Source organism: Brevundimonas sp. Root1423 (assembly GCF_001426805.1).
In genome coordinates, this window is record NZ_LMFL01000045.1 from 247,870 (window position 1) to 273,436 (window position 25,567).

Consider the following 25,567-nt stretch of genomic DNA (forward strand, 5'->3'; position numbering starts at 1 on the left):
CGAGGTCGGCCTCATGCATGTACAAATCGGAACAGCCCTACGGTTCAGAATCCGCCCGTGCACGATTTCGCCCTGACATTCCGGTCGCCTCCCGCTGATCTGGCGCCGTGGGTGCTGGGCCTCGCCGAGCGCCGCGACGCGACGTCGTGTGACGCGTCGCACGAACTGCCGATCCCGAACGCCATGCTTCAGTTCATGCTGGGCGGCGACTATCTGATCGGACAGGCGCCCGTGCCGCGCGCCGCCTTGTGGGGTCCGACCAGCGCCGCCTCCCGCGCCCGCACCAGCGCGCCCGCCCACGTCTTCATGGTGATGCTCAGCGCCTTGGGCGCTGCCGCCCTCTCACGCATGGAGATCGCCCATCTGATGGACGAGCGGCTGGCGATGGAAGACATGGGCGCCCGGTGGAGCGGGCTCGACGACCGGCTCGCCGAGGCGGCGGATTTCGACGAACGCGTTCTGATGGCGACGGATCATTTGCGCGGCGTGCTGCACGGGCAGGATCACAGACCCAACGCCATTCTCGCCATGGCAGACAGCGTCACGCGCCATACCCTGCGGGCGCCCGTCTCGGCCATGGCCGATCTGGCCGGCATGTCGCCCCGTGGGCTGAACAAGGCCTTCATCCGGTCCGTAGGGTGTGGCCCCAAACGCCTTCTGCGGGTCGCCCGGCTCCAGCGCGTCCTGCGCGCCCTGCACCCCAGCCCGTGGTCTCCCGATGCACCCCACGACCCGTTTCTGGAATACACGGATCAGGCCCACCTCGACCGCGACTTCCTCGACCTGACCGGTCTGACGCGCTCGAGCTATGTGGCCACGAAACGGGAGCGCCGCGACCGTCTGGTGCATACGGTCGTCTAGTCCGCGCCCGCCTCCAGTCCGCGTCTCGCCGCCTCCAGCTCGCCCTTCATCACCGCCTTCAACCGCGCCGGCGCGACGATCGAGACCTGATCGCCCCAGCTGAACAGGTGCCAGGCCAGTTCACGCATGCCCGAGGCCCGGAACCGCACGACAACCCCTCCGTCGGCCTGCTCCTCCACCGTCTGCGTCGGGTGCCAGCGCCAGGCTCGCGCCTCGGCGGCGCCTTGGGGCGTGACCTTCAGCACCACATCCTCGATCTCGTCCTGATAGATGCCGAACGACTGGCTGGCGAAGACCTGCAGGTCAAAGTCCGCGGGCGGCGTCGCCACCCCCGCCTCGGCTTTGACCGCGCTCATCCGGTCAAGACGGAAGGTCTGGATGCGGCCGCTCTCGCGGTCGGCGGCGACCAGATAGTTGGCGCGCCCGAACATCACCCCGCACGGCGCCGCGCTACGCCGACGCGCCTCGGCGCCGGGCCGGCTGTAGATAAAGCCCAGCGGCTGGCCCGCCAGAATGGCCTGACGGATCTCCGTCAGCACCGCCTCGTCCGCCGACGGCCGCGGACCCGCCTGTACGGCGATGGTCTCGGCCCGCACCAGCGCCTCCAGATCGGGAGCCAGCCGGTTCAGCGTCGTCGACCGCATCGCCGACTTCAGCTTGCGCTCCAGCCCCTCCAGCGCCGCCGCCCGCCCCGGCTCGCCGGTCGCGCGCAGCCCCTGCGCCGCCTTGTTCAGCTCGACCAGCTCTTCGGTCGTCGGCGCCTGTTCAAAAGCTGAAAGACCGCCGCGGATGCGCCAACGCTTGTTCGGCGGGTCCGACACCTCCTCCGCCTGAGGAAACAGCGCCAGCACCGCGTCACGCAGCCGCTCGGCCGAACGGCGCCCCACCCCCGCCTCGCGTGAAATCTCGTCGAGCGTGATCCCTTCGGCGCTGGCGGCCATCCGCCGCGCCATTTCGATCACCAGGGCCGCCTTGTCGTGTCTCATGCAACGAAAGTCGCATACGACCGTTTTTGACGCAACGCTGCTTCATGGTCGGTTTCAACAGAGACCTGAACCCCGGAGACATTCCATGGCCCGCGCTTTCGCCCCCCAAGCTACCGTCACCGCTTCCCGCTACCTGATCGTGCCGTGCGACGCCGACGGCTGCAGCGATCTGGCCGTCATCTGGGACCGGCTGGAGGAACAGGTCATCGACGTGATCGACGCCAGCGCCAGCGCCCGCTACGCCGACGAGGACGCCCTGTGGGACGAGGCCCGCCCGGCCTTCAGCCCGGCCGAAGACTTCCGCTTGGCGGCCTAGGACTCGGGATAACGCTTCCGGTTTTCGGCAAGCGACTGGACGGCCATTTCACGCACGATGTCCATATCCACGTCAGCCAGTTTGTTGACGTACAGGCACGCCACGCTGGTCTTCGCCTTGCCCAGCCGCGCGAGCAGTTCATCCTGCCCGTCGAACCCGCCGAGGATGTAGAGCACCGTCTGGGCCTTGCGCGGCGAGAACCCCAGCCGGGGCGCATCGCCCTCATGCCCGCTGGCGTACCGGTAGTGGTACTTGCCGAAGCCGATGATGGACGGCCCCCACATCGTCGCCGGTTCGCCGCTGATTTCCCCGAACAGCGCGCACAGCGTCTCGGCGTCGGCGCGGCGCGTCGGGTTCTCCACAGCGGCGATGAAGTCGGCCACCGAGACGTCAGTAACCCTGGTCTTGGCCTCGTAAGCCATGGCCCCTCCGGATCAGGCGGCGCCCCTCAGCTCCGTCGCATGGGGCGGATACGGGGCAGAGGGTACAGCGGTGGGCGGCAGCTTGGCCAGAGTGCTGGCGAAACCGTGGTTGACGTCCCGGTGATGCGCCTCGTCGGCCCGCACCTTGAGCACGACGTCGCGCAACGTCGCGTCCGCCGCCATCTTCCAGTAATGGATGGCGATTGCCGGGGCCGGGACGTTCGGCGACCGTCCCTCGTCAATTTCCTTCAGATACAGCGTGTAGCTGATGACGGCCTCTTCCTCGAAATAGCCGACGACACGGTGCGCCGTCCGCGACGACACGAGGTAGAGCAGGAAGAAGCCCACATAGAAGATCGCTTGGGCCAGCTGAACCACCAGCCGCTCGAACCAGGTCGGCTGGGCCACCGCGATGAAGGTCATCAGGTGCATCCGCTCGTTCTCCGCCTCCTCCATGAGGGTGCGGATCCAGCCGTCGTCGTCCTTCATCTCACGCAGACAACGCAGGTGCTGCAACGTCGCCCCGACCATGCCGGGCACGGCGGCCACGGTTTCCAGCACGATGGCGCGGTGACCGTATTTCTTGGCGAAGAAGGTGTCGGCGCAGACGCGCAGAAGCTTGGTGAAACCCAGGGCGAAATGGTCGGAGAAGCCCTGAGGCTCGTGGTGGATGACCGGTTCGGCGTCCCGTTCCTCGTCGAGGGCGCGAGCGTCGGGGGCGAGGATCTTGTTGACCATGGGACCTGTCCAGAGCGGAGGCTCTCGAAGCGAGAGCCATACCCAACCCGGTGTCGAGACGAACCGCGCCAGCGCGAGCGTGATCTAAAATCCCTAGAAGTTTTGTGGATATTGGGTCAAGCGGCCAAAATGCCGCGGCGCCTACGGACGACGCCTAGAGCGCCTTCACGATCCCCTCGACCATCTTCTTGGCGTCGGCGAACAGCATCATGGTGTTGTCGCGGAAGAACAGCTCGTTCTCCACTCCGGCGTAACCCGCCGCCATCCCGCGCTTGATGAACAGCACCGTCCCCGCCTTCTCCACATCCAGCACCGGCATGCCGTAGATCGGGCTCTGAGGATCGGTCTTGGCGGCCGGATTGGTGACGTCATTGGCGCCGATGACGAAGGCCACGTCGCAGCTCGAGAATTCGCTGTTGATGTCCTCCAGCTCGAACACCTCGTCATAGGGGACATTGGCCTCGGCCAGCAGGACGTTCATGTGGCCGGGCATGCGGCCGGCGACGGGGTGGATGGCGTATTTCACCTCGACGCCCTCCTCCTTCAGCTTACGATGATGACCTTCGAGGCGTTCTTCATGATGAAGGCCGCGTCGTCGGCGCTGCCCTGTTTAACGGGGCGGGTTTCGACCGCGCCAGCGCCCGCTGCCGCTGTATCGCCGCCGAATCCCCCAAGGATGACCGAGATGAAGCTGCGATTCATCGCCTTGCACATGATGTAGCTCAGGATCGCGCCCGAGCTGCCGACCAGCGCGCCGGTGATGATCAGGGCGATGTTCTCCAGCGTGAAGCCCAGCGCCGCCGCGGCCCAGCCGGAGTAGGAGTTGAGCATCGACACCACCACCGGCATGTCGGCCCCGCCGATAGGGATGATCAGGGTCGCGCCGAGGATCAGGGCAAGCAGGAAGACGCCCCAGAACGCCCAGGTCGCCGTGCCGTCCGTCGCGATCATCACCCCGATCAGCACCACCAGTCCCAGCGCCAGCCCGATGTTGATCAGGTGCCGCGCCGGCAACAGGATCGGCGCGCCCGACATACGCCCGTCCAGCTTGGCGAAGGCGATGACCGAGCCGGTGAAGGTGATGGCCCCGATAGCCACGCCCAGCGCCAGTTCGATGATCGACTGGATCTTGATGCCGCCCGCCCCGTCGGCGATGCCGAAGCTCTCGGGCGCATAGACGGCGCCCACAGCGACCAGACAGGCCGCCATGCCGACCAGACTGTGGAAGGCCGCCACCAGCTGGGGCATCTGCGTCATCTGCACCCGCGCGGCGATCAACGCCCCTGCCCCGCCGCCGACGATCACCCCACCCGCAATCAGGCCGAGGGTCACCGGATCCAGCGTCCCCGTGCTCCACAGCGTCAGCAGCGTCACCCCGACCGCCAGCGCCATGCCGATCATGCCGAAGGTGTTGCCCTGCCGGCTCGTCTCCGGGCTCGACAGGCCCCGCAGGCTGAGGATGAACAGCACGCCGGAGACCAGATAGGCCAGGGCCGCGAAGGATGCGTTCATGCCGTGTCCCCGAGTTTCAGCATCAGAAAAATCCCACGGCGGCCGGTCTGGCCGGGTCAGTCGTGACCGCCACCTGAGACTCGCCGTTCTTGATCATGGCGATGGCCACCGCCCCGCGCCCGCCCGTCTTGGTCACCGTACAGCTGCCGTTGTCCGACGGCAGCCGCCCGCCCTTCGAACCGCGTCCGGTTTCAGCGATCCGGTTGGCCCAGGCTTCCTTGTTGTAGGTCGAGGCCTCGTAGGTCACCGGCTTGAACCGGCACACCAGCGACCAGCTGGCGCCCTGCAGCGCCGCGACGTGCCATGGCAGGCCGCTCTCGATATCCGCGCCGAGGCGGGTCTGCGCATCGGCCGCCGAAGCGCCCGCGACCAGCAGCACGATCAACCCGAGCCGCCCCGCGCGCATCTCAGCGCCCTCCCGGCGGGCAGGCTGTGCGCGCCAGCCGCCACAGGGCGGCGACGATGAACAGAGGCGCCACGAACACCATGGCCCAGTCCCAGACGCTCATCGGCTTGTCCTGCGCCACGATGCGCAGCAGCACCGAGGCAAACAGCAGCACCACGCCGCAGTCGAGAAAGCGCATCTTGCGGATCGCATCCTTCTCGCCGAACCAGCTCCACAGCCACAGGCCGACCCCGATCGCCGTCGCGACCCAGGACGCGCCGACCGCGAACTGATGGGCGTCCAGCATCATGCCTTCCGGAACCTCGGGAACAGTGTGCGGGTTCGCAGCGCCAGAACGAACTGGACCGCGAAGGAGGCGATCAGAACCAGCATTATGCTGACCATGAACCAGTCGCCTTCCTGCTGATACGCCCAGGCCTGCGATGCCCAGGTCAGGATAAAAGCGGGGTAGGCGATCAGGATCAGACCGAGTTCGACACGTCTGCGCACCGCCTCGCTCATCCGGCCGCTCAGCAAAACGAAGCCCAGCACCAGCAGAAGCGCCAGCGGCACAAGCGCTGTGAAGAGAATGGCCTGCGTCACGACCCGGCCGCCTCCGCCGGCTTCGCGGGCCGTTCCTTTTTCTTGTACATGGCCAGCATCCTTCGGGTGACCATGAATCCGCCGAAGATGTTGACGCTGGCCAGGGTCACGGCCGCGACTCCCGCCCCCTTGGCGATCCAGCCGCCGTCCGCGCTGGCCGCCGCCGCCGCGATCAGCCCGCCGACGACGATCACCGAGGAAATGGCGTTGGTCACGGCCATCAGGGGCGTGTGCAGGGCCGGCGTGACGCTCCAGACCACATAGTAGCCGACGAAGATCGCCAGCACGAAGATGGCCAGGCGGAAGACGGTGGGATCGACGTGTTCCATCAGTGATGCTCCAGCGCGGAATTCTTCTGGTTCAGCGCGGTTTCCAGTCGGCGGACCCGCTGGAAGAGCAGGGCCAGCATGACGAACGCAAGCGCCACGACCATGAGCAGGAAGATCTCTGACTGGTCGTCCATCCGTCCTGTCGTCACTTGCCTGAACACCAGCGCGCCGGCGCACACAAATGAAAGGACCGCCATGAGTGACGAGAGCCGGGTCATCCCCTCACCCCCTCGTGCACCACGGCCCCGCCGTGCGTCACCGCCGCCGCCTTCAGGATCTCGTCCTCGAGGTCCAGCGCCAGCGCCCCGTCCACAATCATCAGCCCGACGAAGGCGACCAGGTTCTTGGCGTAGAGGGCCGAGGCGTCCGCCGCGATCCGGCCCGGCAGGTTGGTGTGGCCCACGATCTGCACGCCGTTCGCCGTCGTGACGACCTCGCCCGCCTTGGCGCCCTCGACATTGCCGCCCGCCTCGACGGCCAGATCTATCAGCACCGATCCCGGCTTCATCGTCGCCACCTGATCCGCCGTAACCAGCACGGGCGCGGCCCGGCCCGGGATCAGGGCCGTGGTGATGACGATGTCCTGTTTCCTGATGTGCTCGCCGGTCAGCACGGCCTGTTTGGCCTGATACTCGGGGCTCATCGGCTTGGCGTAGCCGCCGGCCGTCTGTGCGTTTTTGAACTCGTCGTCCTCGACGGCGAGGAATTTGGCGCCCAGCGATTCCACCTGTTCCTTGGTCGCGGGCCGCACGTCGGTGGCCGTGACCACCGCCCCAAGCCGCCGCGCCGTGGCGATAGCCTGAAGCCCCGCCACGCCCACACCCATGACGAAGACCTTGGCCGGGGCGACTGTGCCCGCCGCCGTCATCATCATCGGAAAACCCTTGCCGTACGCGTACGCCGCCTCGATCACCGCGCGGTATCCGGCCAGATTGGCCTGTGACGACAGGGCGTCCATCACCTGCGCCCGCGAAATCCGCGGCACGAACTCCATGGCGAAGGCGGTCGCATTGGCCTGCGCCAGCGCCGTCACCGTCTCCTTGTCGCGATAGGCGTCCAGCAGGGCCACGACGATGGCGCCGGGCTTCAGCGCGCTGGTCTCCTGCGCCGTCGGCCCGCGCACCTTCAACACGATGTCCGCGCCCGACAGCACGGCCTTGGTGTCCTTGGCCACGGTCGCGCCGGCGTCAGCGTATTCGTTGTCGGGGATCGAAGAGCCCGCGCCCGTCCCGGCCTCGACCGTCACGGTCGCGCCCATGGCGATCAGCTTCTTCACCGTCTCCGGAGTTACGGCGCAGCGCGTCTCGCCGTCTCGGCGTTCGCGGGTCACGGCGATGGCGACAGCCAAGCGAATCCCTCCGTCATCTCTCGGTGGACGACGTTAGGCTGATCGGAGAGGCTGCGTCAAAGCGCCGGCGCTCAAGGAGCGGCCGACCGCGTCGGACGCGTAAGCGCCCCAGGAAGTCAGTGGGCTTTCTTGCCCGACTTCAGGGCGAAATAGCCCAGCACCAGCATTACAACGGCGACGATCGCGCCGCCGATGAAGCTGCCGCCCGGCTGGAACCAGATCACCAGGAAGGCCAGCAGGGCCGCGATCCACAGCGAACCCCACTTCGACATCTTGATGAAGGCGTGGAAGGTCGAGGACTGCTCGCTGATCTCTTGCGAGCCGCGAACATAGGCGTCGTGGGAGTCGGCGTGGTGCGGGTCGGCCATGTCGGTGTCCGGGAATCTGGAACGTCGGTTGGCGCTCTTATAGCGGGGCCTGCCGTCGGCTCAAGCGGCGGCTGACAATTCCCGTCACTCGAGCGCGGCCAGCACGTCGCGGGTGAAGGGGATGAAGTTGAACGGCTTTCCGGCCGGATCCTCCCCGCGCCGCACGATGACGATGTTCCGGCTCGGCACGATGATCACATATTGGCCCCTGTTGCCGTTAGCCGAGATGGCGTCAGCGGGAATACCCTCCGACCTGTTGAACAGCCAGAAGGTCGCGCCATACCCCTGCTCGCCGGTTGGCGGCTGCGGCCCCGACGGGCGCGAGACATGGTCGCGCCAGCCCTCGGGCAGGATGCGCTGCCCGTCCACCATCCCGTCGTTCAGATACAGCCGCCCGAACCGCGCCAGATCGCGCACCGTCGACCAGACCTGGCTGGACAGCATGTAGTTGCCGCGCCAGTCGGTCTCGGCCCAGGTGTCATTCATCCCCAGCCGCCGGAACAGCTCGCTCGGCGGATGGGCCTCGAAGGTCGGAGCGATGGCCATGACGGCCAGCAGGATGTCGTTGTTGGCGTAGCGGAACCGCGTTCCCGGCGGCGCGATCAGCGGCCAGGTCGGCGCCTGTTCGTCCACGCCCACGCCGCCGAAATACAGGGCGTCCGTGCGATTGCCCGCCGTATCGCTGGTCAGGCCCGACCCCATCCGCATCAACTGGTCCAGCGTAATGGCCGCGCGCGGATCGCCTTCGCGGCCCCAGTCCGCGATCGCCGCCGGCGCATTCACATCGGCCTCGCCGCGCTGCACCGCCGCCCCGATCACCGTCCCCGCCAGCGACTTGGCCACCGACCAGGTCCGCTGCGGCGTGTCGGGCCCGAAGCCCTCGGCGTATTCCTCAGCCACCACCCGGTCGTTCTGCAGCACCAGCACGGCGGTGGTGTTGGAACCCGCGCCATAACCGCCCTCGAACGCCTGTTCGACCGCCTCGTTCAGCAAGGCGGCGTTGCCCGCCGGCTCTCCCCGTGTGAAGGCCTGATCCGACGGTCCTCGCGGCGGCAGGGTGGCGATCTGCTCGCCCGTCCAGCCCACCGGCATGATTATGCAGCCCCCGCCCTGCCTCCACACCGCCGAGCGCGGCGGCATGGCGTCGTCCCAGGCCACCGCCACCCGCGCCGGAAACACCTCGACCGGCATCTCCCGCACCAGCGGATCCAGCTCGGGATAGATGCCCGTCAGCTCATTGGCCTCGATGCTCTCAAGCGTCCGCGTCCCGCCCGCGGCCTCGGCCGTCTTCAGCGCGCTGCACACCGTCAGGGCCTTGTACCCCGCCGCCATGGCGCGAACGCTGGCGGACGGCGCCGCGGGTGCCGGCGTCTGGGCGAAGGCGGCGAACGGAGAGGCGGCGATGAGGGCCGCGGCGAGGATCAGGGTGCGCATGGCGGGACGCTCGCCCGCCCCGCCCCCGCCGTCAACTCAGACCAGCGCCTCGAACCGGTCGATCAGCCCTTCCAGCCGCTTGGTGCCGATGGTCCAGAACGCCGGATCGCGCGGGTTCAGCCCGAACGGCGCCAGCGCCTCGACGTAGCCCTTCGACCCGCCGCCCGCGAGCAGCTCGCGGTACAGCGGTGTGAAGCCCGCCGGGTCCTTGGCCCGCGTCTCCATCAGCGCCGCCACCAGCAAGTCGCCGAACGCATAGGCGTAGACGTAGAAGGGCGAGTGGACGAAGTGGCTGACATAGCTCCACCAGTGCTCATAGCCGGCGTTCAGCGTCACCGCAGGCCCCAGCGACGCCCCCATCTCCTCCATCCACAGCTCGCCGATCCGCTCGACCGGCACCTCGCCCGCCTCCCGCTCGTCGTGGAACCGCGTCTCGAACCGGTGGAAGGCGATCTGGCGCACCACGGTGTTCAGCCCGTCCTCGATCCGCCCGGCCAGCAGGCCGCGCTGCTCGGCCTTGGGCGCAGTCTTCAACAGCCGGTCGAACGTCAGCCCCTCGGCGAAGATCGACGCTGTCTCGGCCAACGTCAGCGGCGTATCGGCCAGCAGACTGCCCTGCCCCGCCGCCAGCGTCTGGTGCACCCCGTGCCCCAGCTCATGCGCCAGCGTCAGCACGTCGCGCCGCTCGCCCATCCAGTTCAGGAAGACATAGGGGTGCCGGTCCGACGTCACCGGGTGCGCATAGGCCCCGGACTGTTTCCCCGGTCGCGCCTTTCCGTCGATCCACGGCCTGTCGAAGAAGCCGCCGGCCCGCTCTGCGAACTCCGGCCCCAGATCGGCGAAGCTCTCCAGCACCAGCTGCTTGCCGGACGCCCAGTCATAGCCGCGCGGCGCGCTGGTTTCGATCGGCGCATTCCGGTCCCACTGGTCCAGCGTCGCCTTGCCCATCGCCCGCGCCTTCAGCGCGTAATAGCGGTGCGACAGCCTCGGATAGGCGGCGGCCACGGCCTCGGCCATCGCATCCACCGACTCGCCATCGACCTCGTTGGACAGATGCCGCCCGTCGGCCGGTCGCTTGAAGCCCCGCCATTTGTCTTCCAGCGCCTTGTCGGCCGCCACCGTGTTCATGACCATGGCCATGGTCGCCGTGCGCGCGCCCAGCGCCTCGTTCAGCCCCTCGGCCGCCGACTTGCGCCGCGCCGCTTTGGGGTCCGACAGCCGGTTCAGGGCCTCGGCCAGCGTCAGTTCGTCCTTGCCCGCCTTCACCTTCATCGCCGCCAGCGTCTCGTCGAACAGGCGCGGCCACTGGGCGCTGATCGGTCCGCGCTCGGCCAGGAAGGTCTCCAGCTCCTGAGACAGCTCATGCGGCTTCATCGCCCGAACCCGCCGCAGCCAGGGCGTCCAGCGCGCGCCCGCCGGATGCGCCGTCAGGGCGGCCTCGATCTCGGCCTCCTCCAGCTGGTTGACCTCCAGCGTCACCCAGACCGTCGGCGTCGCGATGGCCGTCATCTTCTCGCGCACCGTGGCCTCAAAGCCGGTCGCTCCCGCATCGTTGCGGTTCGTCGAGGCCGCCAGGAACGCATAGGCCCCCAGCCCGCCGAGAACGTCCGACGCCTGTTCATACAGGGTCACTGCCCGGTCCAGCCTCTGGCCCAGCGTCGCCGCATCGGCCCGCGCCGCCACGAGCTGGCCCTGCAGGGCGTTCAGCTCGGCGACCAATCCCCTCGCCTTCTCAAGATCGGCCTCGATGCGAGCGTCGTCGCGCGAGGCGTACAGGTCGGACAGGTCCCACAGCGGGGCGTCCAGCGGATCGGCGGGGGTCTTGAAGGGAGCGTTCATGCCCTCCGTTGTGGGGACGCCGGGCGCTGTGCGCAACGTCCGGAAGCCGCCAGACCCACGATCTCCCGCCCCTCATATCGGCCGCGAAGGAGATATCGCATGAGCTTCCGCATCCTGCCCCTGCCCCTCGACGCCTTCCGGCCGCTGTTCGCCATGGACGACGCGGCGCTGGAATCCATCGGCGCGCGCCGCATGATCGCCGACGCGCTCCACAGCGCGCCCTGCCGCGTCAGCCTGGCCGACGCCGAACCCGGAGAACGGCTGATCCTGCTGAACCACCGTCATGTCGACGACCCTTGCAGCCCCTTCCGGTCCGAAGGCCCGATCTTCGTCCGTGAAGCCGCGTCCGAAGTCGCGCCGGCGCCCGGCTTCGTGCCCGACATGCTGTCCCGACGCCTGCTCTCGGTCCGCATCTACGACGCCGACTGGATGATGATCGACGCCGATGTGGTCGAGGGCGCCGACCTCGCACCCCGCCTATGCGACTGGTTCAGGGGCGAGAACGTCGCTGTGACGCATATCCACGCCGCCCGGCGCGGCTGCTACATGGCCGCGGCGGTCCGGGACTGACGAGTCAGGGCGCGGGACGCGCCGCCGTCGAGGCGGTCAGGATTGCGCCGTTCGAGAACCAGCCGTCAAAGCCCGACCGGCCGTCGCCCAGCGATACGCCCCGGGCTCTCGGCTCGTCCCGCGCGGTCATGGGTCCGGCCGCGCACGTCAGGCGGCATTGGAGCGCCTCGCCGCCCGCGCGGACGAACGAGAGAGTGAGCGTGTCCTCGGGCGGTAGAAACTGGGCCATAGAGCGGAAAGGCGGTTGCTGCGACGCAAACCCCTCCTTGTCCGCATGCCCCAGACCGGTGAGCGCCAGCATTCGGGCTCCCGGCGAGCGCCCGACCGCCGCCATCAGCTGCGCCGCCATATAGCGCTCTCGCAACTCCGTGGTGCCCGGTGTCTCGATCACATGATCGAATGCAACCAGCGCCACCTTGGCGCCCGCGGCCTTTAGCTGCCGCACCCGTTCAATCAGTTCCAGCATCGCCAGACTGCCTCGCCCGCCCGGCTCGTTCCATGCGGACGCCTGCAGCAGGACAGCCCGCGCGTCCGCGCCTCCGTCAGACGCCATATACGCGTCCAGCGCCGCCTGATTGGCTGGCCCATGCTCGACGCCGACCAGCAGCGGGCGACGGTCCGCCGTCAGGGTGCAGGCCAGATCCGCGAACAGCGCCGGCAACTCCACCGTCCCATGCGCCTCTCCCACCACGATGAAGTCGGCGTCCGCGTCGAGAAGCGCCTGGCTTCCGGGCAAATCGGGACATCCGGCCTTCGCGATGGCGGGGCAGACGAGCAGCATGAGCAGGGCAAGGATCAGTCGCATCCTGTTTTGATGCCACTACCAGCGCCTCATGCAATCCCGACGCGTCGAGATTTCGATCAGGAGGCGCCCTGACCCGCGAAGGCCGCGATCAGCGCCTTCAGGTCGGGCTCGTCGACCCGGCGCACGGCCTCGTCCTGGCTGACCCAGACCCGCTCGCGCTGGCCGCGCTCCTGCCAGTCGTCGTGCTGGGTGTGGACCTCCAGGGCGTAGACGGCGACCACGCACCAGCGCGGCGCCCGGCGTTTCAGGATTTTCAGGTAGCGGAAGGTGCCCAGCGGCTCGTGGGCGATCTCACCCTCGATCCCCGCCTCCTCCAGCGCCTCGATGGCCGCAGCCTCGGCGTCCGTCTTGCCGGGCATCCGCCCGCCCTTGGGCGTGACCCAGCGGCGCGTTTCGCGCGAGGTCACCAGCATGATCTCGAGCCCCGCCCCGGTCTTCCGCCACGGCAGGGCCGCGACCTGACGCCGCTCGGCTGTCTGGGTGCGGATCACATCACCGGTCATCAGGTCAGGAACGCCCCGCCGATCCAGAAGAACAGCGCCGCAATGGCCGCCGAGGCCGGCATGGTGATGAACCAGGCGGTGACAATGCTGCGCGCCACGCCCCAGCGCACCGCCGAGGCCCGACGCGCCGCGCCGACGCCGACGATGGCGCCGGTGATGGTGTGGGTCGTCGACACGGGGATGCCTAGGCCCGTGGCCATGAACAGGGTGATGGCGCCACCGGTCTCGGCGCAGAAGCCCTGCTGCGGGCTCAGGCGCGTGATCCGCGATCCCATGGTGTGGACGATCCGCCAGCCGCCGAACAGCGTGCCCAGGGCGATGGCCGCCTGACAGGTGATGACCACCCAGAACGGCACCATGAACTCCGATCCCGGCGGCGCGCGCGAGTACAGCAGCACGGCGATGATCCCCATCGTCTTCTGGGCGTCATTGCCGCCGTGCCCCAGCGAATAGGCCGAGGCCGAGACGAACTGCAGACGCCGGAAGACCTTGTCCGCGAACGACGGATTGGCCTTCACGAACGCCCACGAGACGATGAAGACCAGCACCAGCGCCAGGGCGAACCCGACCGCCGGTGACACGAAGATCGCCGCCACCGTCTTGGTCACCCCCGCCACCACGATGACGCCCGGCCCGGCCTTGGCGATCCCCGCGCCCAGCAGGCCGCCGATCAGGGCGTGCGAGCTCGACGACGGAATCCCGGCCAGCCAGGTGATGACGTTCCAGCTGATCGCCCCCATCAGCGCACCGAAGATCACCTGATCGGTGATGATGTCGGGATCGATGATGCCCCGCCCGATCGTGTCGGCGACATGCAGGCCGAAGAACAGGAAGGCGATGAAATTGAAGAAGGCGGCCCAGCCGACGGCATAGACCGGCGGCAGCACGCGCGTCGCCACGATGGTGGCGATGGAGTTGGCGGCGTCGTGCAGGCCGTTCAGGAAGTCGAACAGCAGGGCGACGGCGATCAGAAAGATCAGGATCAGCAGGGGGCCGTCCATCGGGCCGCCTCCTTACAGGTGTTCGACAAGAACGCCGTTGATCCGGTTGGCGACGTCCTCGAACCGGTCGACCACCTTCTCCAGGTGGTCATAGACCTCGGCGCCGGTGATGAAGGCCATCGGATCGCTGCCCTTGTGCGCCTGATACAGCGCCTTCATGCCCTGGTCGTACAGGGTGTCGCTGTCGCTCTCAAGCCGGGCGATCTTCTCGGTCAGTTCGTTCAGGCGCTCGTGGTTGCGCCGCATGGCCGGCAGCAGGCTGACCGCCTCGACCGTCAGCAGGGCCGCGTCCACGGCGATGTCGCCCAGCTGGCGCATGTGCGGCGCGAAGTCCCGCATCTCGTACAGGGTGATCACCTTGGCGGTCTTCTGCATCTGGTCGATGGAGTCATCCAGCGAGTTGGTCAGGCCCCGGATGTCAGACCGGTCGAACGGCGTGATGAAGCTGCGCCGCACGGCGAACAGCACCTCCCGCGCCACCTCGTCCGCCTCATGCTCGTGATCGACGATCTTCTGGCACCAGTGCGGGACCTCGTCGCCGCCCTCCAGCACCTTGCGCAGCGCCTCTGCGCCCTTGATCAGGGTTGCGGCGTGCGCGTCGAACAGGCGGAAGAAATTGTCTTCCTTCGGCAGCAGTGTCTGGAACCAGCCCAGCATCGACGAATCTCCCGCTTAACCCTGTGCGGTCACTCCCGCGTCCGCGCTGATGCGTCAACCCGTCAGTCGTCGGACGGTTCAGTGACGCCGAAGGGTCCGGGGGCCGGGATTCAGTTCCTAGGCTTGCCGTCCAGGGGCAGCGCGGATCCGTACGCTTCCCCCTGCATCATCGCCCTCATTTCCGCGGCGTCGCATCCGAAGCGCGCGCAGACCCGGGTGGCCATCTTCTCGAACAACTGGGGCATGACGGACATCATCGCCGCATTGACCTCCGGCGCGCTCGAGATGCTCTTTCCGGCGATGGACCGGCCCAGCTCCGAGTCGAAGAAGGCCACCAGAGCCGTCAGTTCCGGCTCGGAAAAGGTCCGGGCGTAGACCGGGACCAGTCGCTCCATCATCTGCGGCATCAGGTCGACCGTCAGTTCGGTCGCCAGATCGACCATGAAGGCCTGATCTTCGGCAGGCATCTCGCGCATCGACGGATCCGCGGCGGCCTCGCCCACGATCAGTTGCCGGATCGCCTCCTCCATCTGGTCGCTCTGGGTCAGCTCGATGTAGCGCCGGCTCAGATGCATCTGCCGGGCGGAAGGCTGTTCGACGCCAGGCGGCGGCGTCACCTTGGCCTGCGCCATGGCGCCCGACGCCAGCGCCATGGCCGATAGAAGAACGATCCAGAAGCGCATAACGACCCTCGTGTGCGCGAAGTATGCGCCCGCGCAATCATCTCACAACACAAAAGACCGGGTTGCAGCCGTCTCCGGGTGTCAAGTCAGGTCCCGACCCGATCGCGCCCGGACAAACGAAAAGGGCGGCAGACCTGCGGTCGCCGCCCTTCCCGTTGCAGTTCAAAGGTCGATCAGACGTTCAGCGACGCCGGGTCGATCTTGAAGCCCGGTCCCATGGTCGAGGACAGGGTGATGCGCTTGACGTAGGTGCCCTTGGCGCCGGCCGGACGGGCCTGGCTTCGAGGGCTTCCTGGGTGAAGGAGGCCTTGCCGATGCCGCCGTGCGCGATGCCGGCCTTCTCGACGCGGAACTCGACCGCACCGCCCTTGGCGTCCTTGACGGCCTGGGCGACGTTCGGAGTCACGGTGCCGACCTTCGGGTTCGGCATCAGGCCGCGCGGGCCCAGCACCTTACCCAGACGGCCGACCAGGGCCATCATGTCCGGGGACGCGATGACGCGGTCGAAGTCCATGAAGCCGCCGTTGATCTTCTCGTACAGATCCTCGGCGCCCACGACGTCGGCGCCGGCAGCCAGAGCCTCAGCGGCCTTGGCGTCCTTCGCGAACACAGCCACCCGGACGTCACGACCCGTGCCCGAGGGCAGGTTCACGACGCCGCGGACCTGCTGGTCGGCGTGACGGGGATCAACGCCCAGGTTGACGGCGATCTCGATCGACTCGTCGAACTTGGCGGTGGCGTTGGWTTTGACGGCGGCGATCGCCTCGGCGAAGCCCATCGGGGCGACGGTGTCGCCGGTGCGGGCTTTGACGCGCTTGGTTTGCTTGGCCATGTGCTTAGCCCTCCACGACGTTGAGGCCCATGGCGCGAGCCGAGCCTTCGATGATCTTGGTCGCGGCGTCCAGGTCGTTCGCGTTCAGATCCTTCATCTTCTTTTCGGCGATCTCACGCAGCTGGCTGCGCTTGATCTTGCCGGCCACTTCGCGGCCCGTCATCTTCGAGCCCGACGTGATGCCGGCGGCCTGCTTGATGTAGTGGGTCGCGGGCGGGGTCTTGGTGACGAAGGTGAAGCTCTTGTCCTGGTAGACCGTGATCACGGTCGGCAGGGGGGTGCCCTTCACTTCCTTCTCGGTGCGCGCGTTGAACTCCTTGACGAAGCCCATGATGTTCACGCCGCGTTGACCCAGTGGCCATTGGTCTCTCCTTACGATGACCCCGAACTCAATCGGGGCCGGTGAGCCGTGGTCTGGCATGGCTGCCTCCCACGGATTTACGTGATCGCTCACGCCGCCCTGTTCAGAGCGAGGCGCGCGTGTAGCAAACACGGGCCTGAAAAGCAAACGGCGGCCCGAAGACCGCCGCTGCGAAACACTTGATGAAGCGGAGCCTTAGCTCGCGCTCTTCTCGACCTGATTGTATTCCAGATCGACCGGCGTCGGACGGCCGAAGATGGACACCGCGACCCGCAGGCGCGCCGCGTCCTCGTCGACGCTCTCGACCTGGCCGTCGAAGCTGGCGAACGGGCCGTCGATGACCTTGACGGTCTCGCCNCCTTCGACATAGAGATCGCGGATGCGCGGCCCGATGCCCTTGACGGCCGAAGATGGACACCGCGACCCGCAGGCGCGCCGCGTCCTCGTCGACGCTCTCGACCTGGCCGTCGAAGCTGGCGAACGGGCCGTCGATGACCTTGACGGTCTCGCCGATGTCGAAGCGGATGGTGGGCTTCGGACGTTCGACGCCCTCTTCCACCTGGCCGATGATATTCTGGACCTCACGCTCCGAGACCGGGAGGGGCTTGGTGCCGCCCGCGGCGCCCAGGAAGCCCGTGACCTTCGGGGTGTTCTTGACCAGGTGATAGGCGTCGTCAGTCATCTCCATCTTCACCAGCACATAGCCGGGGAAGAATTTGCGCTCCGAGTTCACCTTGCGGCCGCGGCGGATCTCGACGACGTCTGAACGGTGCGCGCGCCCTTGAGAGCGACAACCGACGGCTCAACCTGAGCGAAACGCGGAAGGACNGCGCCGCAAGGAGCCGATGGATCACGGCGCGGCAGGTGATAGGCGTCGTCAGTCATCTCCATCTTCACCAGCACATAGCCGGGGAAGAATTTGCGCTCCGAGTTCACCTTGCGGCCGCGGCGGATCTCGACGACGTCTTCGGTCGGCACCAGGATTTCGGAGAAGCAATCCTCCAGACCCTGCTGGCGCGCCTGATCCGTCAGGTGCTGGGCGACCTTCTTCTCGAAGTTCGAATAGGCGTGGACGATGTACCACTTGTGCCGGGGATTGGCGGCGGGCTTGGGCGTTGCGTCGGTCATTGGGGGATCTTTCTTACTGGCCGATCGCGAGCACGATGCGCGACAGGAAAGCCAGGCCAGTGTCGACGACGAAGAAGAAGATCGCGGCGATGACAACCATGATGAACACCATCACTGAGGTGATCCAGGTTTCCTTGCGGCTCGGCCACACGATCTTGCGCCCTTCGGCGCGAACCTGGCTGGCGAACTGCGGGATCGAGGTCCGCTTCTTCGGCGCAGTCGGTTCAACCGCGACGGCCGCGCCGGCGATGGCGGGCTGGACGGTCTGTGTACGGCGCCCCGAAGGGCTCTTGGCCTTGGCCATGCTCGGTTCTCGTTCTCAACGCAGTCTGACGATGCAGATGGGGACCCGCACCGTCAGTGAAAAGTGGCAGGAGTGGAGGGACTCGAACCCACGACCCTCGGTTTTGGAGACCGATGCTCTACCAGCTGAGCTACACTCCTAGGTCCCGGTGGAAACTACAACGCGCCAGAGGGTAAGTCCCCCGGGCGCGTTCGGCCTCCCCAGACCGGGCCGTATGCCCGACCGCGCCGGGGTTTTCAAGCACGGATACGGTCAGTCCTCGTACTGCGCCGCGACGGCCCGCGCCTCGTCCTGGGCGTTGATCACCTGCCTGAACAGCAGCTTGTCGATCCGGCGGTCGTCCATGTCGATGATCTCGACCTCGAACCGGCCCAGTTGCAGCACCTCGCCCTCGTGGGGCACGCGCGACAGCTGGTGCAGCACCAGGCCGGCGATGGTGTGGAAGCCGTCGGCCTCGCCAAAATCCTCTCCCAGCGTATCGGCCAGTTCGTCGATGTCGGTCTGGCCGTCGACCAGCCAGCTGCCGTCCTCGCGCTGCCGCACGTTGACCTCGGCGTCGTCGTGACCCTCGTCGAAGTCGCCTGCGATCATTTCCAGCAGGTCCGTCGCCGTCACCACGCCCTCGAAGGCGCCGAATTCGTCGACCAGGAAGGCCATGTGGACCTTGGACGCCTTCAGGATCTCCAGCGCCTTCAGTACCGACGTCGACTGCGGGATGAAGGCCGGCGTCTGGACGTGCTTCTCGATATTGAACTCGCCATTGTCCAGCAGGCTGTCCAGCAGGTCCTTCTTGTGGACGACGCCCAGCGGGTTATCGACGTCGTTCTCGCGCGCCACGACGATGCGCGAATAGGGGCATGTGCGCACTTCCTGGCGCAGCTGTTCCTCGGTGTCGTCCAGGGCGACCCAGAACACCTCGTGACGCGGCGTCATGGCCACGCGGATGGGGCGGTCACCGAGACGCAGGATCTCCTCGATCATCTCCTGCTCCTCGGGCTCGATCAGACCGGCCGAGGTGCCCTCGGCGATCATGGTCTCGACCTCTTCCTGGGTGACGTCCGAACCGTCGCGGTCCTTGACGCCCATGATCTTGAGGATTCCCGACGTCGAGACGGTCAGCAGAACCACGAATGGTTTGAGCACGACCGACAGGGTCGAGATCGGCGCCGCCATCTTGGACGCGATCGATTCGGGGAAGATCAGCGCCAGCCGCTTGGGCACCAGCTCGCCCACGATCACCGATACATAGGTGATGAAGACGACGACGATCGCGGTGGCGATGACGTGCGACCACTGGGCCAGAGCCGGAATCGAGGTTTCGATGATCCGGTTCAGCTCGCCGCCGATGGCCGCCTGGCCGTAGGCGCCCGCCAGAATCCCGATCAGGGTGATGCCGACCTGGACCGCGGACAGGAAATGGGTGGGGTCCTCAGCCAGACGCAGGGCGGCGCGGGCGCCCTTGTCCCCGCGCTCGGCGCGGCTCTGAAGCTTGGATCTGCGCGAGGAAACGACCGCCAGCTCGGTCATGGCGAACAGGCCGTTGAGCACCACGAGGAGCAGAACGACGACGATGGCGAGGGCTAACATCTAGTGGGGGCGGAACCGGCGCGGCGCGACAGTCGGCGTCCGCGGGACCGATGATAGGGCGAATCCGCCCTCGCCGCCACGGTTTCCTTGCGGTGTCACCCGGTGCGGCCGACCTCGACCGCGCCGTAGGGGCCGCGCGCGCCGTCGTCGGGCATGGCCGCACAGGCCGACATGCCCAGGAAGGTGCCGATGAACAGGCCGATACGGATCGCGCGTCGCATGGTTACTCAATTCCTAACGTCGAAGCTCCGAACGTAGGAACCGGTGCGGGGTTGCACGCAAGCGACTGCCCCCTGAAGGCGGGCCGTTAACCGGCCTGCACCCCCGACGCGCGAATCCCTGTCGCGCAGACCGGCGATATGTCAGTCTCGGCCCGGGAGGAGCAGATCATGATGCTGACCCGAAGGGCCGCGCTGCTGGGGCTGGCCGGCACGGCGACGCTGGGCGCCGCACGCATCTCCGGCGATCCGGATGTGGTCGTGGTCGGCGCGGGCTCGGCGGGCATAGCCGCCGCGCTCACCGCCCGGGCCGACGGACTCAGCGTGGTCGTTCTGGAGGCTGCGGCCCGGATCGGCGGCCGCGCCTTCACCGACACCGCAACCTTCGGCACGCCCTTTGATGTCGGCTGCGCCTGGCTGCACAAGGCGGATGACAATCCGTACACCGGCTACGCCCGCGACAACGGCTTCACCCTTCAGGCGCACGAATACGACTTGGAGCGCGTCTGGCTGGGCCCCGAGCCCTCCCCCGCCCATCTCGTCAACGAAGCCGAACACGCGATGAGCGAGGCCATCACCGCCGCGCCGGAGGATGTCGCGGCCGCCTCCATCGTCGATCTTTCCTCGCCGGTCAGTGAGGCCGCGGGCGACTATCTCGGTGCGCTCGACATGGCCGTCGATCTCGATGAGTTGTCGACCTTCGACTACGCCAACGCCGACGAGCTGGCCCCCAACTTCCTGTGCGCCCAGGGCTACGGCTCCATCGTCGCCCATCGCGGCCGCGATCTGCCCGTAAGGCTGAACACCCCGGTGCGCGGGATCCGCTGGGACGGCCCGGGCGCCTTGGTCGAGACCGACGCCGGCTCCCTCCGCACCCGGGCCGTCATCGTCACCGCCTCGACGGGCGTCCTCGCCTCGGGCGCGATCCGCTTCACGCCTGACCTGCCCATCCCGACGCAGGACGCCATCGCCGACATTCCCATGGGGATGCTGGCCAAGATCCCGCTGCAGATCCGCAATCAGCGGTTTGGCCTCGAACCCTTCACCGACGTCCTGCTGGCGCGGCGCGGGCGGCGCGACCTCTATTTCCTCAGCTTCCCCTTCACCAGCGACCTGATGGTCGGCTTCGTCGGCGGCGATCTCGGCTGGGAGCTGTCCGCCGCGGGCGAGGCCGCCGCCGTCGACTTCGCGACCCAGGGGCTGGTCGAGATGTTCGGGTCTGACGCCGCGCGCGCGGTCGTGAAGGGCGCGCTGACGCCCTGGGCCTCCAATCCGTGGACGCGCGGCGCCTACGCCGCCGCCAGCCCCGGCCGCTACGGCGCGCGAGAGGCTCTCGCCCGTCCCGTCGGCGACCGCATCTTCTTCGCCGGCGAGGCGGTCGCAGGCGGCCTGATCCAGACCTGCGGCGGGGCTTACCGGTCCGGCGAAGCGGCCGCGCGGGCCGTGCGCGGCGTGCTGGCCTGATTACGGCTCTTGAGGGTCGGCCGGACGGCGATAGGTAAAGTCGTACCGCGCGCGCCAGGTCTCGCCATGGTCGCTCGACATGTCCGACCATTGCCGCACCCCGCCGTCTTCCAGCGGCTGCAGTCGCATGCGGATCAGCAGCGGCGCCCGGCCCGGTCGGTTCTGGATGGTCATCAGACTCATACGCGCACCGTCCCAGCGGCCGGTGAACTGCATCCTCGCGCCCGTAGAACCCGTCCCGAACTGGACCCATTCGCCGGCGGCGCGGTCCCAAAGACTGGTGCTGCCGCCCTCAAACCCGTCAGCGCCCTGATAGGTCTCGCGCAGGGCGCAGCCCTTGTAGACCGGTTCGATCCGGCTTTGTCCGACGGATGCGCCGGTCGCGGTCTCCGTCACGCTCCAGTTTCCCAGCCAGAAGTCGAGCTGGCGATGTTCGGCCGCGGAACAGTCCGCCGGCGCCGCAATGGCGGCCTGCATGGCCAGGGCGATCAAGATCATCAGCGTGCTCCTCGGCGTGGCTTATGCACGGCCCGGCTGGACGCGCCAGCGACGGGCGACAAAGCGGGGCGACAGGACGCCCAAACAGCAAAACGGCCCCCGGATCGCTCCGGGGGCCGTTCGCATTCAGATCGTCAGATCAGCGAGAAGACTATTCGTTGATCTTGGAGACGACGCCGGCGCCGACGGTGCGGCCGCCTTCACGGATGGCGAAGCGCAGCTTCTCTTCCATGGCGATCGGGGTGATCAGCTCGACGTTCAGCTCGGCGTTGTCGCCGGGCATGATCATCTCGACACCTTCCTTGAGGTGCACGATGCCGGTCACGTCCGTGGTGCGGAAGTAGAACTGCGGGCGGTAGTTGGTGAAGAACGGGGTGTGACGGCCGCCCTCTTCCTTGGTCAGGATGTAGGCCTCGGCCAGGAACTTGGTGTGCGGGGTGATCGAACCCGGCTTGCACAGAACCTGACCGCGCTCGACGTCCTCACGCTTGGTGCCGCGCAGCAACACGCCGACGTTGTCGCCCGCCTGGCCCTGGTCCAGCAGCTTGCGGAACATTTCCACGCCCGTGCAGGTCGTCTTCTGGACNTCCTCACGCTTGGTGCCGCGCAGCAACACGCCGACGTTGTCGCCCGCCTGGCCCTGGTCCAGCAGCTTGCGGAACATTTCCACGCCCGTGCAGGTCGTCTTCTGGACGGGGCGGATGCCGACGATCTCGACTTCCTCGCCGACCTTGACGATGCCGCGCTCAACGCGACCGGTGACCACGGTGCCGCGGCCCGAGATCGAGAAGACGTCTTCCACCGGCATCAGGAACGGCAGGTCAACCGGACGCTCCGGCTGCGGGATGTAGGCGTCGACGGTTTCCATCAGCTTCAGAACCGACTGCTCGCCGATTTCCGGGTTCACGCCGTCGGTGGCGGCCTTGGCCGAACCGGCGGTGATCGGAATGTCGTCGCCCGGGAACTGGTACGACGAAAGCAGCTCGCGCACTTCCATCTCGACCAGCTCCAGCAGCTCGGCGTCGTCCACCAGGTCGACCTTGTTCAGGTAGACCACCAGGGCCGGCACGCCGACCTGACGGGCCAGCAGGATGTGCTCGCGGGTCTGCGGCATCGGGCCGTCAGCGGCCGACACCACCAGGATCGCGCCGTCCATCTGCGCGGCGCCCGTGATCATGTTCTTCACATAGTCGGCGTGGCCGGGGCAGTCGACGTGGGCGTAGTGACGGTTGGCCGTCTCATATTCCACGTGCGCGGTGTTGATCGTGATGCCGCGGGCCTTCTCTTCCGGGGCCGCGTCGATGTCCGCATAGGCCATCGCCTTGGCGCCGCCGGCCTTGGCCAGCGTCATCGTGATCGCAGCCGTCAGCGTCGTCTTGCCGTGGTCCACGTGACCGATCGTGCCGATGTTGCAGTGCGGCTTGTTACGTTCGAACTTTTCCTTGGCCATTCTCTTCTCTCCGTCCCCTGAACAGGGGGGTCGTGGTCAAGGCCCGTAACTCNGTGATCGCAGCCGTCAGCGTCGTCTTGCCGTGGTCCACGTGACCGATCGTGCCGATGTTGCAGTGCGGCTTGTTACGTTCGAACTTTTCCTTGGCCATGGCCAAAACTCCTGTGGCCCGGGAAGGGGCAATTGGGTCAGCTTAAGAATTCTGGAGCGGGTAGACGGAATCGAACCGACATATTCAGCTTGGAAGGCTGCTGTACTACCATTGTACTATACCCGCACGGAGACGGCCTCGGGCCCGAAAGCCTTCGACCGCCGACCCGATATGGGGTCCGTTCCTTCGTTTCGAAACCGCGTGGTGGGGGAAGCAGGACTCGAACCTGCGAAGCTTACGCAGGGGATTTACAGTCCCCCCCCTTTGCCGCTCGGGACATTCCCCCAGCGCGTTTTCGAACCGTCGGACCGATGTCTCGCAAACCTTTCGGTCGTCGAAACAACAAAAGCTCTCGGTGTCCCGCGTCGCCTGGTTTAGGAGGGGCGCCAGACCCGAAAGCCCTCAGGGCTCCAAATCGGAGGGCGTCTTATAGTGTCGAGAAATCCAGAACGCAACGACCGGAAATCGGGCAACGGGCCCGGAGCGGGCGCCAAGGGTAAACCCGAGGGCGGTCCCGACCGCGGCGGGTGGAACCCCAATCCCAAGCCCAAGGCCTTCTCTGATTCCGCCCCGCGCGCATCGCGGGCGAAAGCCGACGCCGACAATTTCGTCTGGGGCCGCCATCCGGTCGTCGCCGCCCTCGCCAACCCCGCCCGCAAGGGCATGGGCCGGCTGCTGGCGACCGCCGACCGCGCCGCCGAGCTGGAGCGGGACAAACTGGCCCACGGCCACAGGATCGAGATCATCGAGGTCCAGGCGCTGGACCGCATGCTGCCGCCCGGCGCGGTGCATCAGGGTCTGGCCTTCAAGGTCCAGCCGCTGGAAGGCGTGGCGCTGGAGGATATCGCAGGCGAAGGCGGCGTCATCGTCATGCTGGACCAGCTGACCGATCCCCAGAACGTCGGCGCCATCTTCCGCTCGGCGCTAGCTTTCGGAGCCAAGGGCATCGTCGTCCAGGACCGCCACTCCCCCGCCCTCGCCGGCGCCCTGGCCAAGGCCTCGGCCGGCGCGACGGAACGCCTTCCCTGCGCCCGCGTGACCAATCTCAGCCGCGCGCTGGAGAAGCTGGCCGACATGGGCTGGCGCGCCGTCGGTCTGGACGGCTCGGCCGAGCTGACGCTGGATCAGGCCCTCGACAATCGTCCGACCGTGCTGGTCATGGGCTCGGAAGGCGACGGCATCCGCCGTCTGGTGGCCGAGCACTGCGATGTGCTGGCGAAGATCCCCATGCCCGGCGGGTTCGAGAGCCTGAACGTCTCCAATGCGGCGGCGGTGGCGCTTTATGAGGCGTCGCGGAAACAGACCGCCTGATCCCGCATTGAAGCCCGACTGATCCTGCCCTAGAGCCCGCCCATGGAATTTCTCTCGTCTCCCGAACTCGCCTCCCAGCTCTCGGCGCTGGGCAAGGTCGTCATGATGGACCTCGTGCTGGCCGGCGATAACGCCGTCGCCGTCGGTCTGGCCGCCGCCGCCCTGCCGCAGGAGCAGCGCAAGAAGGCGATCATGATCGGCCTGATCGCGGCCGTGGTCATGCGGATCGGCTTCGCCCTGATCACCGTGCAGCTTCTGGCCATCGTCGGCCTGATGTTGGCCGGGGGCCTGCTGCTGCTCTGGGTGTGCTGGAAGATGTGGCGCGAACTGCGCGAGCAGGCGACCCACGATCAGGCGGAGGCCGAGCGCGAGCTCGAACTGGCGCTCAGCATCGAGCACGGCAAGGGCCCCTCGCCCGAGGAACTGGGCCTGAAGCGCAAGACCTTCGGCGCGGCCCTGGTCCAGATCATGATCGCCGACATCACCATGTCGCTGGACAACGTCCTGGCCGTCGCCGGCGCGGCGCACGACCATCCGTGGATCATGGTCTTCGGCCTCGTCCTGTCGATCGCCCTGATGGGCGTGGCGGCGACCTACATCGCCAAGATGCTGCATCGCTACCGCTGGATCGGCTACCTCGGCCTCGTGATCGTCATGTACGTGGCCCTGCACATGATCTGGGACGGCTACCGCTCCACCGTGATCCGCACCGGCAACGTCGGCCAGCACAACGCCGCCGTGCCCGCCATGCTGGATATCGGCCAGAAGGAAGTCGACAAATACTGCAAGGCCGAGTCGTCGACGACCCGAGCGACCTGTCTGGCCCAGCTGGCGCCGCCGGTTACGGCCGTTCCGGTCCCCGCTCCCGCCCCGCCGCCCGGCGCCTGAGCCGGTCCGGGGGAC

General features: G+C 67.4%; 29 protein-coding genes, 3 tRNA genes and 7 pseudogenes. 6 read left to right on the forward strand and 33 right to left on the reverse strand.

The features are described from left to right. Positions 1-57 precede the first annotated feature (57 nt). The gene (locus ASD25_RS22850; protein WP_056620743.1) at positions 58-861 is read left to right on the forward strand and encodes a hypothetical protein; all 804 of its coding nucleotides are present in this window, start codon (positions 58-60) and stop codon (positions 859-861) included. Here ASD25_RS22850 and ASD25_RS22855 read toward each other — a convergent pair. After that, entirely contained in the window at positions 858-1,847 is a 990-nt protein-coding gene (locus tag ASD25_RS22855; RefSeq protein ID WP_056620748.1) for a YafY family protein, read from the reverse strand. The two genes, ASD25_RS22850 and ASD25_RS22855, sit on opposite strands and share 4 nt — an antisense overlap. Positions 1,848-1,932: 85 nt before the next feature. On the opposite strand from ASD25_RS22855, the gene ASD25_RS22860 reads away from it, so the two are divergent. Next, on the forward strand, positions 1,933-2,163 hold the full coding sequence (locus tag ASD25_RS22860; RefSeq protein ID WP_056620750.1) for a hypothetical protein: 231 nt from the start codon (positions 1,933-1,935) through the stop codon (positions 2,161-2,163). On the opposite strand, the gene ASD25_RS22865 is transcribed toward ASD25_RS22860, so the two are convergent. The 12 genes and pseudogenes from ASD25_RS22865 to ASD25_RS22915 form a co-directional block, all read right to left on the reverse strand. Further along, complete coding sequence (locus ASD25_RS22865; RefSeq protein WP_056620752.1) at positions 2,160-2,585, reverse strand: DUF1801 domain-containing protein; 426 nt, start codon at positions 2,583-2,585, stop codon at positions 2,160-2,162. The two genes, ASD25_RS22860 and ASD25_RS22865, sit on opposite strands and share 4 nt — an antisense overlap. A 12-nt stretch (positions 2,586-2,597) precedes the next feature. Then, the gene (locus tag ASD25_RS22870; protein ID WP_082572567.1) at positions 2,598-3,323 is read right to left on the reverse strand and encodes an alternative oxidase; all 726 of its coding nucleotides are present in this window, start codon (positions 3,321-3,323) and stop codon (positions 2,598-2,600) included. A gap of 154 nt (positions 3,324-3,477) precedes the next feature. Then, positions 3,478-4,835: pseudogene (locus tag ASD25_RS22875) on the reverse strand (NAD(P)(+) transhydrogenase (Re/Si-specific) subunit beta). A 22-nt stretch (positions 4,836-4,857) separates the two neighbouring features. After that, positions 4,858-5,241, reverse strand: coding sequence for a hypothetical protein (locus ASD25_RS22880; RefSeq protein ID WP_056620754.1), 384 nt, complete (start codon positions 5,239-5,241; stop codon positions 4,858-4,860). Between the two features lies 1 nt (position 5,242). Continuing rightward, positions 5,243-5,527: a hypothetical protein gene (locus tag ASD25_RS22885; RefSeq protein ID WP_156389424.1), complete on the reverse strand. Its 285-nt coding sequence runs from the start codon at positions 5,525-5,527 to the stop codon at positions 5,243-5,245. Continuing rightward, entirely contained in the window at positions 5,527-5,823 is a 297-nt protein-coding gene (locus tag ASD25_RS22890; RefSeq protein WP_056620758.1) for a hypothetical protein, read from the reverse strand. The genes ASD25_RS22885 and ASD25_RS22890 overlap by 1 nt, the downstream gene beginning before the upstream one ends. Then, a complete protein-coding gene (locus tag ASD25_RS22895; RefSeq protein ID WP_056620759.1) occupies positions 5,820-6,152 on the reverse strand; it encodes an NAD(P) transhydrogenase subunit alpha in 333 nt (110 codons plus the stop codon). The genes ASD25_RS22890 and ASD25_RS22895 overlap by 4 nt, the downstream gene beginning before the upstream one ends. Further along, positions 6,152-6,370, reverse strand: coding sequence for a hypothetical protein (locus ASD25_RS30700; protein WP_156389425.1), 219 nt, complete (start codon positions 6,368-6,370; stop codon positions 6,152-6,154). Before ASD25_RS30700 ends, ASD25_RS22895 begins: the two co-directional genes overlap by 1 nt. Further along, on the reverse strand, positions 6,367-7,500 hold the full coding sequence (locus ASD25_RS22900; protein ID WP_056620761.1) for a Re/Si-specific NAD(P)(+) transhydrogenase subunit alpha: 1,134 nt from the start codon (positions 7,498-7,500) through the stop codon (positions 6,367-6,369). The genes ASD25_RS30700 and ASD25_RS22900 overlap by 4 nt, the downstream gene beginning before the upstream one ends. Positions 7,501-7,616: 116 nt before the next feature. Next, positions 7,617-7,868, reverse strand: a complete 252-nt coding sequence (locus tag ASD25_RS22905) for an aa3-type cytochrome c oxidase subunit IV (protein ID WP_056620763.1) — start codon at positions 7,866-7,868, stop codon at positions 7,617-7,619. 84 nt (positions 7,869-7,952) lie between these two features. Then, positions 7,953-9,302, reverse strand: coding sequence for a serine hydrolase (locus tag ASD25_RS22910; protein WP_056620765.1), 1,350 nt, complete (start codon positions 9,300-9,302; stop codon positions 7,953-7,955). 36 nt (positions 9,303-9,338) lie between these two features. Further along, positions 9,339-11,141 (reverse strand): M3 family oligoendopeptidase, encoded by a 1,803-nt coding sequence (locus ASD25_RS22915; RefSeq protein ID WP_056620767.1) that lies wholly within the window; start codon positions 11,139-11,141, stop codon positions 9,339-9,341. Between the two features lie 99 nt (positions 11,142-11,240). On the opposite strand from ASD25_RS22915, the gene ASD25_RS22920 reads away from it, so the two are divergent. Next, positions 11,241-11,711, forward strand: a complete 471-nt coding sequence (locus ASD25_RS22920) for a DUF1203 domain-containing protein (RefSeq protein ID WP_056620769.1) — start codon at positions 11,241-11,243, stop codon at positions 11,709-11,711. 4 nt (positions 11,712-11,715) lie between these two features. On the opposite strand, the gene ASD25_RS22925 is transcribed toward ASD25_RS22920, so the two are convergent. The 14 genes and pseudogenes from ASD25_RS22925 to ASD25_RS32880 form a co-directional block, all read right to left on the reverse strand. Continuing rightward, the gene (locus tag ASD25_RS22925; RefSeq protein ID WP_056620771.1) at positions 11,716-12,516 is read right to left on the reverse strand and encodes a hypothetical protein; all 801 of its coding nucleotides are present in this window, start codon (positions 12,514-12,516) and stop codon (positions 11,716-11,718) included. A 56-nt stretch (positions 12,517-12,572) separates the two neighbouring features. Next, positions 12,573-13,019: an NUDIX hydrolase gene (locus tag ASD25_RS22930; RefSeq protein WP_056620773.1), complete on the reverse strand. Its 447-nt coding sequence runs from the start codon at positions 13,017-13,019 to the stop codon at positions 12,573-12,575. Next, on the reverse strand, positions 13,019-14,020 hold the full coding sequence (locus ASD25_RS22935; protein ID WP_056620774.1) for an inorganic phosphate transporter: 1,002 nt from the start codon (positions 14,018-14,020) through the stop codon (positions 13,019-13,021). Before ASD25_RS22935 ends, ASD25_RS22930 begins: the two co-directional genes overlap by 1 nt. Positions 14,021-14,032: 12 nt before the next feature. Continuing rightward, positions 14,033-14,677: a DUF47 domain-containing protein gene (locus ASD25_RS22940; RefSeq protein WP_056620776.1), complete on the reverse strand. Its 645-nt coding sequence runs from the start codon at positions 14,675-14,677 to the stop codon at positions 14,033-14,035. Between the two features lie 110 nt (positions 14,678-14,787). Continuing rightward, positions 14,788-15,360, reverse strand: a complete 573-nt coding sequence (locus tag ASD25_RS22945; protein WP_056620778.1) for a DUF2059 domain-containing protein — start codon at positions 15,358-15,360, stop codon at positions 14,788-14,790. A 173-nt stretch (positions 15,361-15,533) separates the two neighbouring features. Next, positions 15,534-16,192: pseudogene (rplA, locus tag ASD25_RS22950) on the reverse strand (50S ribosomal protein L1). Between the two features lie 4 nt (positions 16,193-16,196). Beyond that, positions 16,197-16,547, reverse strand: a pseudogene (gene rplK, locus ASD25_RS22955) (50S ribosomal protein L11); the annotation flags it as partial. A 201-nt stretch (positions 16,548-16,748) separates the two neighbouring features. Continuing rightward, a partial coding sequence (locus ASD25_RS29725; RefSeq protein WP_235562878.1) for a KOW motif-containing protein occupies positions 16,749-16,910 on the reverse strand: 162 nt, incomplete at its 5' end. A 1-nt stretch (position 16,911) separates the two neighbouring features. Then, positions 16,912-17,316, reverse strand: a pseudogene (gene nusG, locus ASD25_RS22960) (transcription termination/antitermination protein NusG); the annotation flags it as partial. A gap of 66 nt (positions 17,317-17,382) precedes the next feature. Continuing rightward, positions 17,383-17,681, reverse strand: a pseudogene (locus tag ASD25_RS22965) (transcription termination/antitermination NusG family protein); the annotation flags it as partial. Positions 17,682-17,694: 13 nt separating this feature from the next. Continuing rightward, entirely contained in the window at positions 17,695-17,985 is a 291-nt protein-coding gene (gene secE, locus ASD25_RS22970; protein ID WP_056620782.1) for a preprotein translocase subunit SecE, read from the reverse strand. A gap of 64 nt (positions 17,986-18,049) precedes the next feature. Next, positions 18,050-18,125: transfer RNA gene (locus ASD25_RS22975), tRNA-Trp, on the reverse strand. A 112-nt stretch (positions 18,126-18,237) separates the two neighbouring features. Beyond that, entirely contained in the window at positions 18,238-19,572 is a 1,335-nt protein-coding gene (locus ASD25_RS22980; protein ID WP_200943695.1) for a hemolysin family protein, read from the reverse strand. A gap of 95 nt (positions 19,573-19,667) precedes the next feature. Continuing rightward, the gene (locus ASD25_RS32880; protein WP_255356188.1) at positions 19,668-19,793 is read right to left on the reverse strand and encodes a hypothetical protein; all 126 of its coding nucleotides are present in this window, start codon (positions 19,791-19,793) and stop codon (positions 19,668-19,670) included. Between the two features lie 171 nt (positions 19,794-19,964). On the opposite strand from ASD25_RS32880, the gene ASD25_RS22985 reads away from it, so the two are divergent. Beyond that, positions 19,965-21,254, forward strand: a complete 1,290-nt coding sequence (locus ASD25_RS22985) for an NAD(P)/FAD-dependent oxidoreductase (protein ID WP_082572617.1) — start codon at positions 19,965-19,967, stop codon at positions 21,252-21,254. Here the strand turns inward: ASD25_RS22985 and ASD25_RS22990 are convergent, their stop codons facing one another. From ASD25_RS22990 to ASD25_RS23005, 6 genes and pseudogenes are all read right to left on the reverse strand, one after another. Further along, positions 21,255-21,752, reverse strand: coding sequence for a hypothetical protein (locus tag ASD25_RS22990; protein WP_056620784.1), 498 nt, complete (start codon positions 21,750-21,752; stop codon positions 21,255-21,257). It abuts the gene before it with no gap. A 151-nt stretch (positions 21,753-21,903) separates the two neighbouring features. Further along, on the reverse strand, positions 21,904-22,338 hold a 435-nt coding region (locus ASD25_RS32355; protein ID WP_255356189.1), incomplete at its 5' end, for an EF-Tu/IF-2/RF-3 family GTPase. Position 22,339: 1 nt separating this feature from the next. After that, positions 22,340-23,202, reverse strand: a pseudogene (gene tuf / locus ASD25_RS22995) (elongation factor Tu); the annotation flags it as partial. A gap of 53 nt (positions 23,203-23,255) precedes the next feature. After that, positions 23,256-23,353, reverse strand: a pseudogene (locus ASD25_RS32975) (GTP-binding protein); the annotation flags it as partial. 52 nt (positions 23,354-23,405) lie between these two features. Next, positions 23,406-23,479 (reverse strand) — tRNA-Gly (locus ASD25_RS23000). Between the two features lie 76 nt (positions 23,480-23,555). After that, a tRNA-Tyr gene (locus ASD25_RS23005) sits at positions 23,556-23,639 on the reverse strand. 146 nt (positions 23,640-23,785) lie between these two features. Between ASD25_RS23005 and rlmB the strand changes: the two genes are divergently transcribed. Both rlmB and ASD25_RS23015 read left to right on the forward strand, forming a co-directional pair. Continuing rightward, on the forward strand, positions 23,786-24,664 hold the full coding sequence (rlmB, locus tag ASD25_RS23010) for a 23S rRNA (guanosine(2251)-2'-O)-methyltransferase RlmB (protein ID WP_082572571.1): 879 nt from the start codon (positions 23,786-23,788) through the stop codon (positions 24,662-24,664). A gap of 42 nt (positions 24,665-24,706) precedes the next feature. Next, positions 24,707-25,552, forward strand: coding sequence for a TerC family protein (locus ASD25_RS23015; RefSeq protein WP_056620788.1), 846 nt, complete (start codon positions 24,707-24,709; stop codon positions 25,550-25,552). Positions 25,553-25,567 lie beyond the last annotated feature (15 nt).

Excerpts from the sequence above, each read along its gene's own strand:
- ASD25_RS22855 (WP_056620748.1), bottom strand. The coding sequence starts at position 1,847 with ATGAGACACGACAAGGCGGCCCTGGTGATCGAAATGGCGCGGCGGATG.
- ASD25_RS22860 (WP_056620750.1), top strand. The coding sequence starts at position 1,933 with ATGGCCCGCGCTTTCGCCCCCCAAGCTACCGTCACCGCTTCCCGCTAC.
- ASD25_RS22865 (WP_056620752.1), bottom strand. The coding sequence starts at position 2,585 with ATGGCTTACGAGGCCAAGACCAGGGTTACTGACGTCTCGGTGGCCGAC.
- ASD25_RS22870 (WP_082572567.1), bottom strand. The coding sequence starts at position 3,323 with ATGGTCAACAAGATCCTCGCCCCCGACGCTCGCGCCCTCGACGAGGAA.
- ASD25_RS22880 (WP_056620754.1), bottom strand. The coding sequence starts at position 5,241 with ATGCGCGCGGGGCGGCTCGGGTTGATCGTGCTGCTGGTCGCGGGCGCT.
- ASD25_RS22885 (WP_156389424.1), bottom strand. The coding sequence starts at position 5,527 with ATGCTGGACGCCCATCAGTTCGCGGTCGGCGCGTCCTGGGTCGCGACG.
- ASD25_RS22895 (WP_056620759.1), bottom strand. The coding sequence starts at position 6,152 with ATGGAACACGTCGATCCCACCGTCTTCCGCCTGGCCATCTTCGTGCTG.
- ASD25_RS30700 (WP_156389425.1), bottom strand. The coding sequence starts at position 6,370 with ATGACCCGGCTCTCGTCACTCATGGCGGTCCTTTCATTTGTGTGCGCC.
- ASD25_RS22905 (WP_056620763.1), bottom strand. The coding sequence starts at position 7,868 with ATGGCCGACCCGCACCACGCCGACTCCCACGACGCCTATGTTCGCGGC.
- ASD25_RS22910 (WP_056620765.1), bottom strand. The coding sequence starts at position 9,302 with ATGCGCACCCTGATCCTCGCCGCGGCCCTCATCGCCGCCTCTCCGTTC.
- ASD25_RS22915 (WP_056620767.1), bottom strand. The coding sequence starts at position 11,141 with ATGAACGCTCCCTTCAAGACCCCCGCCGATCCGCTGGACGCCCCGCTG.
- ASD25_RS22920 (WP_056620769.1), top strand. The coding sequence starts at position 11,241 with ATGAGCTTCCGCATCCTGCCCCTGCCCCTCGACGCCTTCCGGCCGCTG.
- ASD25_RS22925 (WP_056620771.1), bottom strand. The coding sequence starts at position 12,516 with ATGCGACTGATCCTTGCCCTGCTCATGCTGCTCGTCTGCCCCGCCATC.
- ASD25_RS22930 (WP_056620773.1), bottom strand. The coding sequence starts at position 13,019 with ATGACCGGTGATGTGATCCGCACCCAGACAGCCGAGCGGCGTCAGGTC.
- ASD25_RS22935 (WP_056620774.1), bottom strand. The coding sequence starts at position 14,020 with ATGGACGGCCCCCTGCTGATCCTGATCTTTCTGATCGCCGTCGCCCTG.
- ASD25_RS22940 (WP_056620776.1), bottom strand. The coding sequence starts at position 14,677 with ATGCTGGGCTGGTTCCAGACACTGCTGCCGAAGGAAGACAATTTCTTC.
- ASD25_RS22945 (WP_056620778.1), bottom strand. The coding sequence starts at position 15,360 with ATGCGCTTCTGGATCGTTCTTCTATCGGCCATGGCGCTGGCGTCGGGC.
- secE (WP_056620782.1), bottom strand. The coding sequence starts at position 17,985 with ATGGCCAAGGCCAAGAGCCCTTCGGGGCGCCGTACACAGACCGTCCAG.
- ASD25_RS22980 (WP_200943695.1), bottom strand. The coding sequence starts at position 19,572 with ATGTTAGCCCTCGCCATCGTCGTCGTTCTGCTCCTCGTGGTGCTCAAC.
- ASD25_RS32880 (WP_255356188.1), bottom strand. The coding sequence starts at position 19,793 with ATGCGACGCGCGATCCGTATCGGCCTGTTCATCGGCACCTTCCTGGGC.
- ASD25_RS22985 (WP_082572617.1), top strand. The coding sequence starts at position 19,965 with ATGCTGACCCGAAGGGCCGCGCTGCTGGGGCTGGCCGGCACGGCGACG.
- ASD25_RS22990 (WP_056620784.1), bottom strand. The coding sequence starts at position 21,752 with ATGATCTTGATCGCCCTGGCCATGCAGGCCGCCATTGCGGCGCCGGCG.
- ASD25_RS23015 (WP_056620788.1), top strand. The coding sequence starts at position 24,707 with ATGGAATTTCTCTCGTCTCCCGAACTCGCCTCCCAGCTCTCGGCGCTG.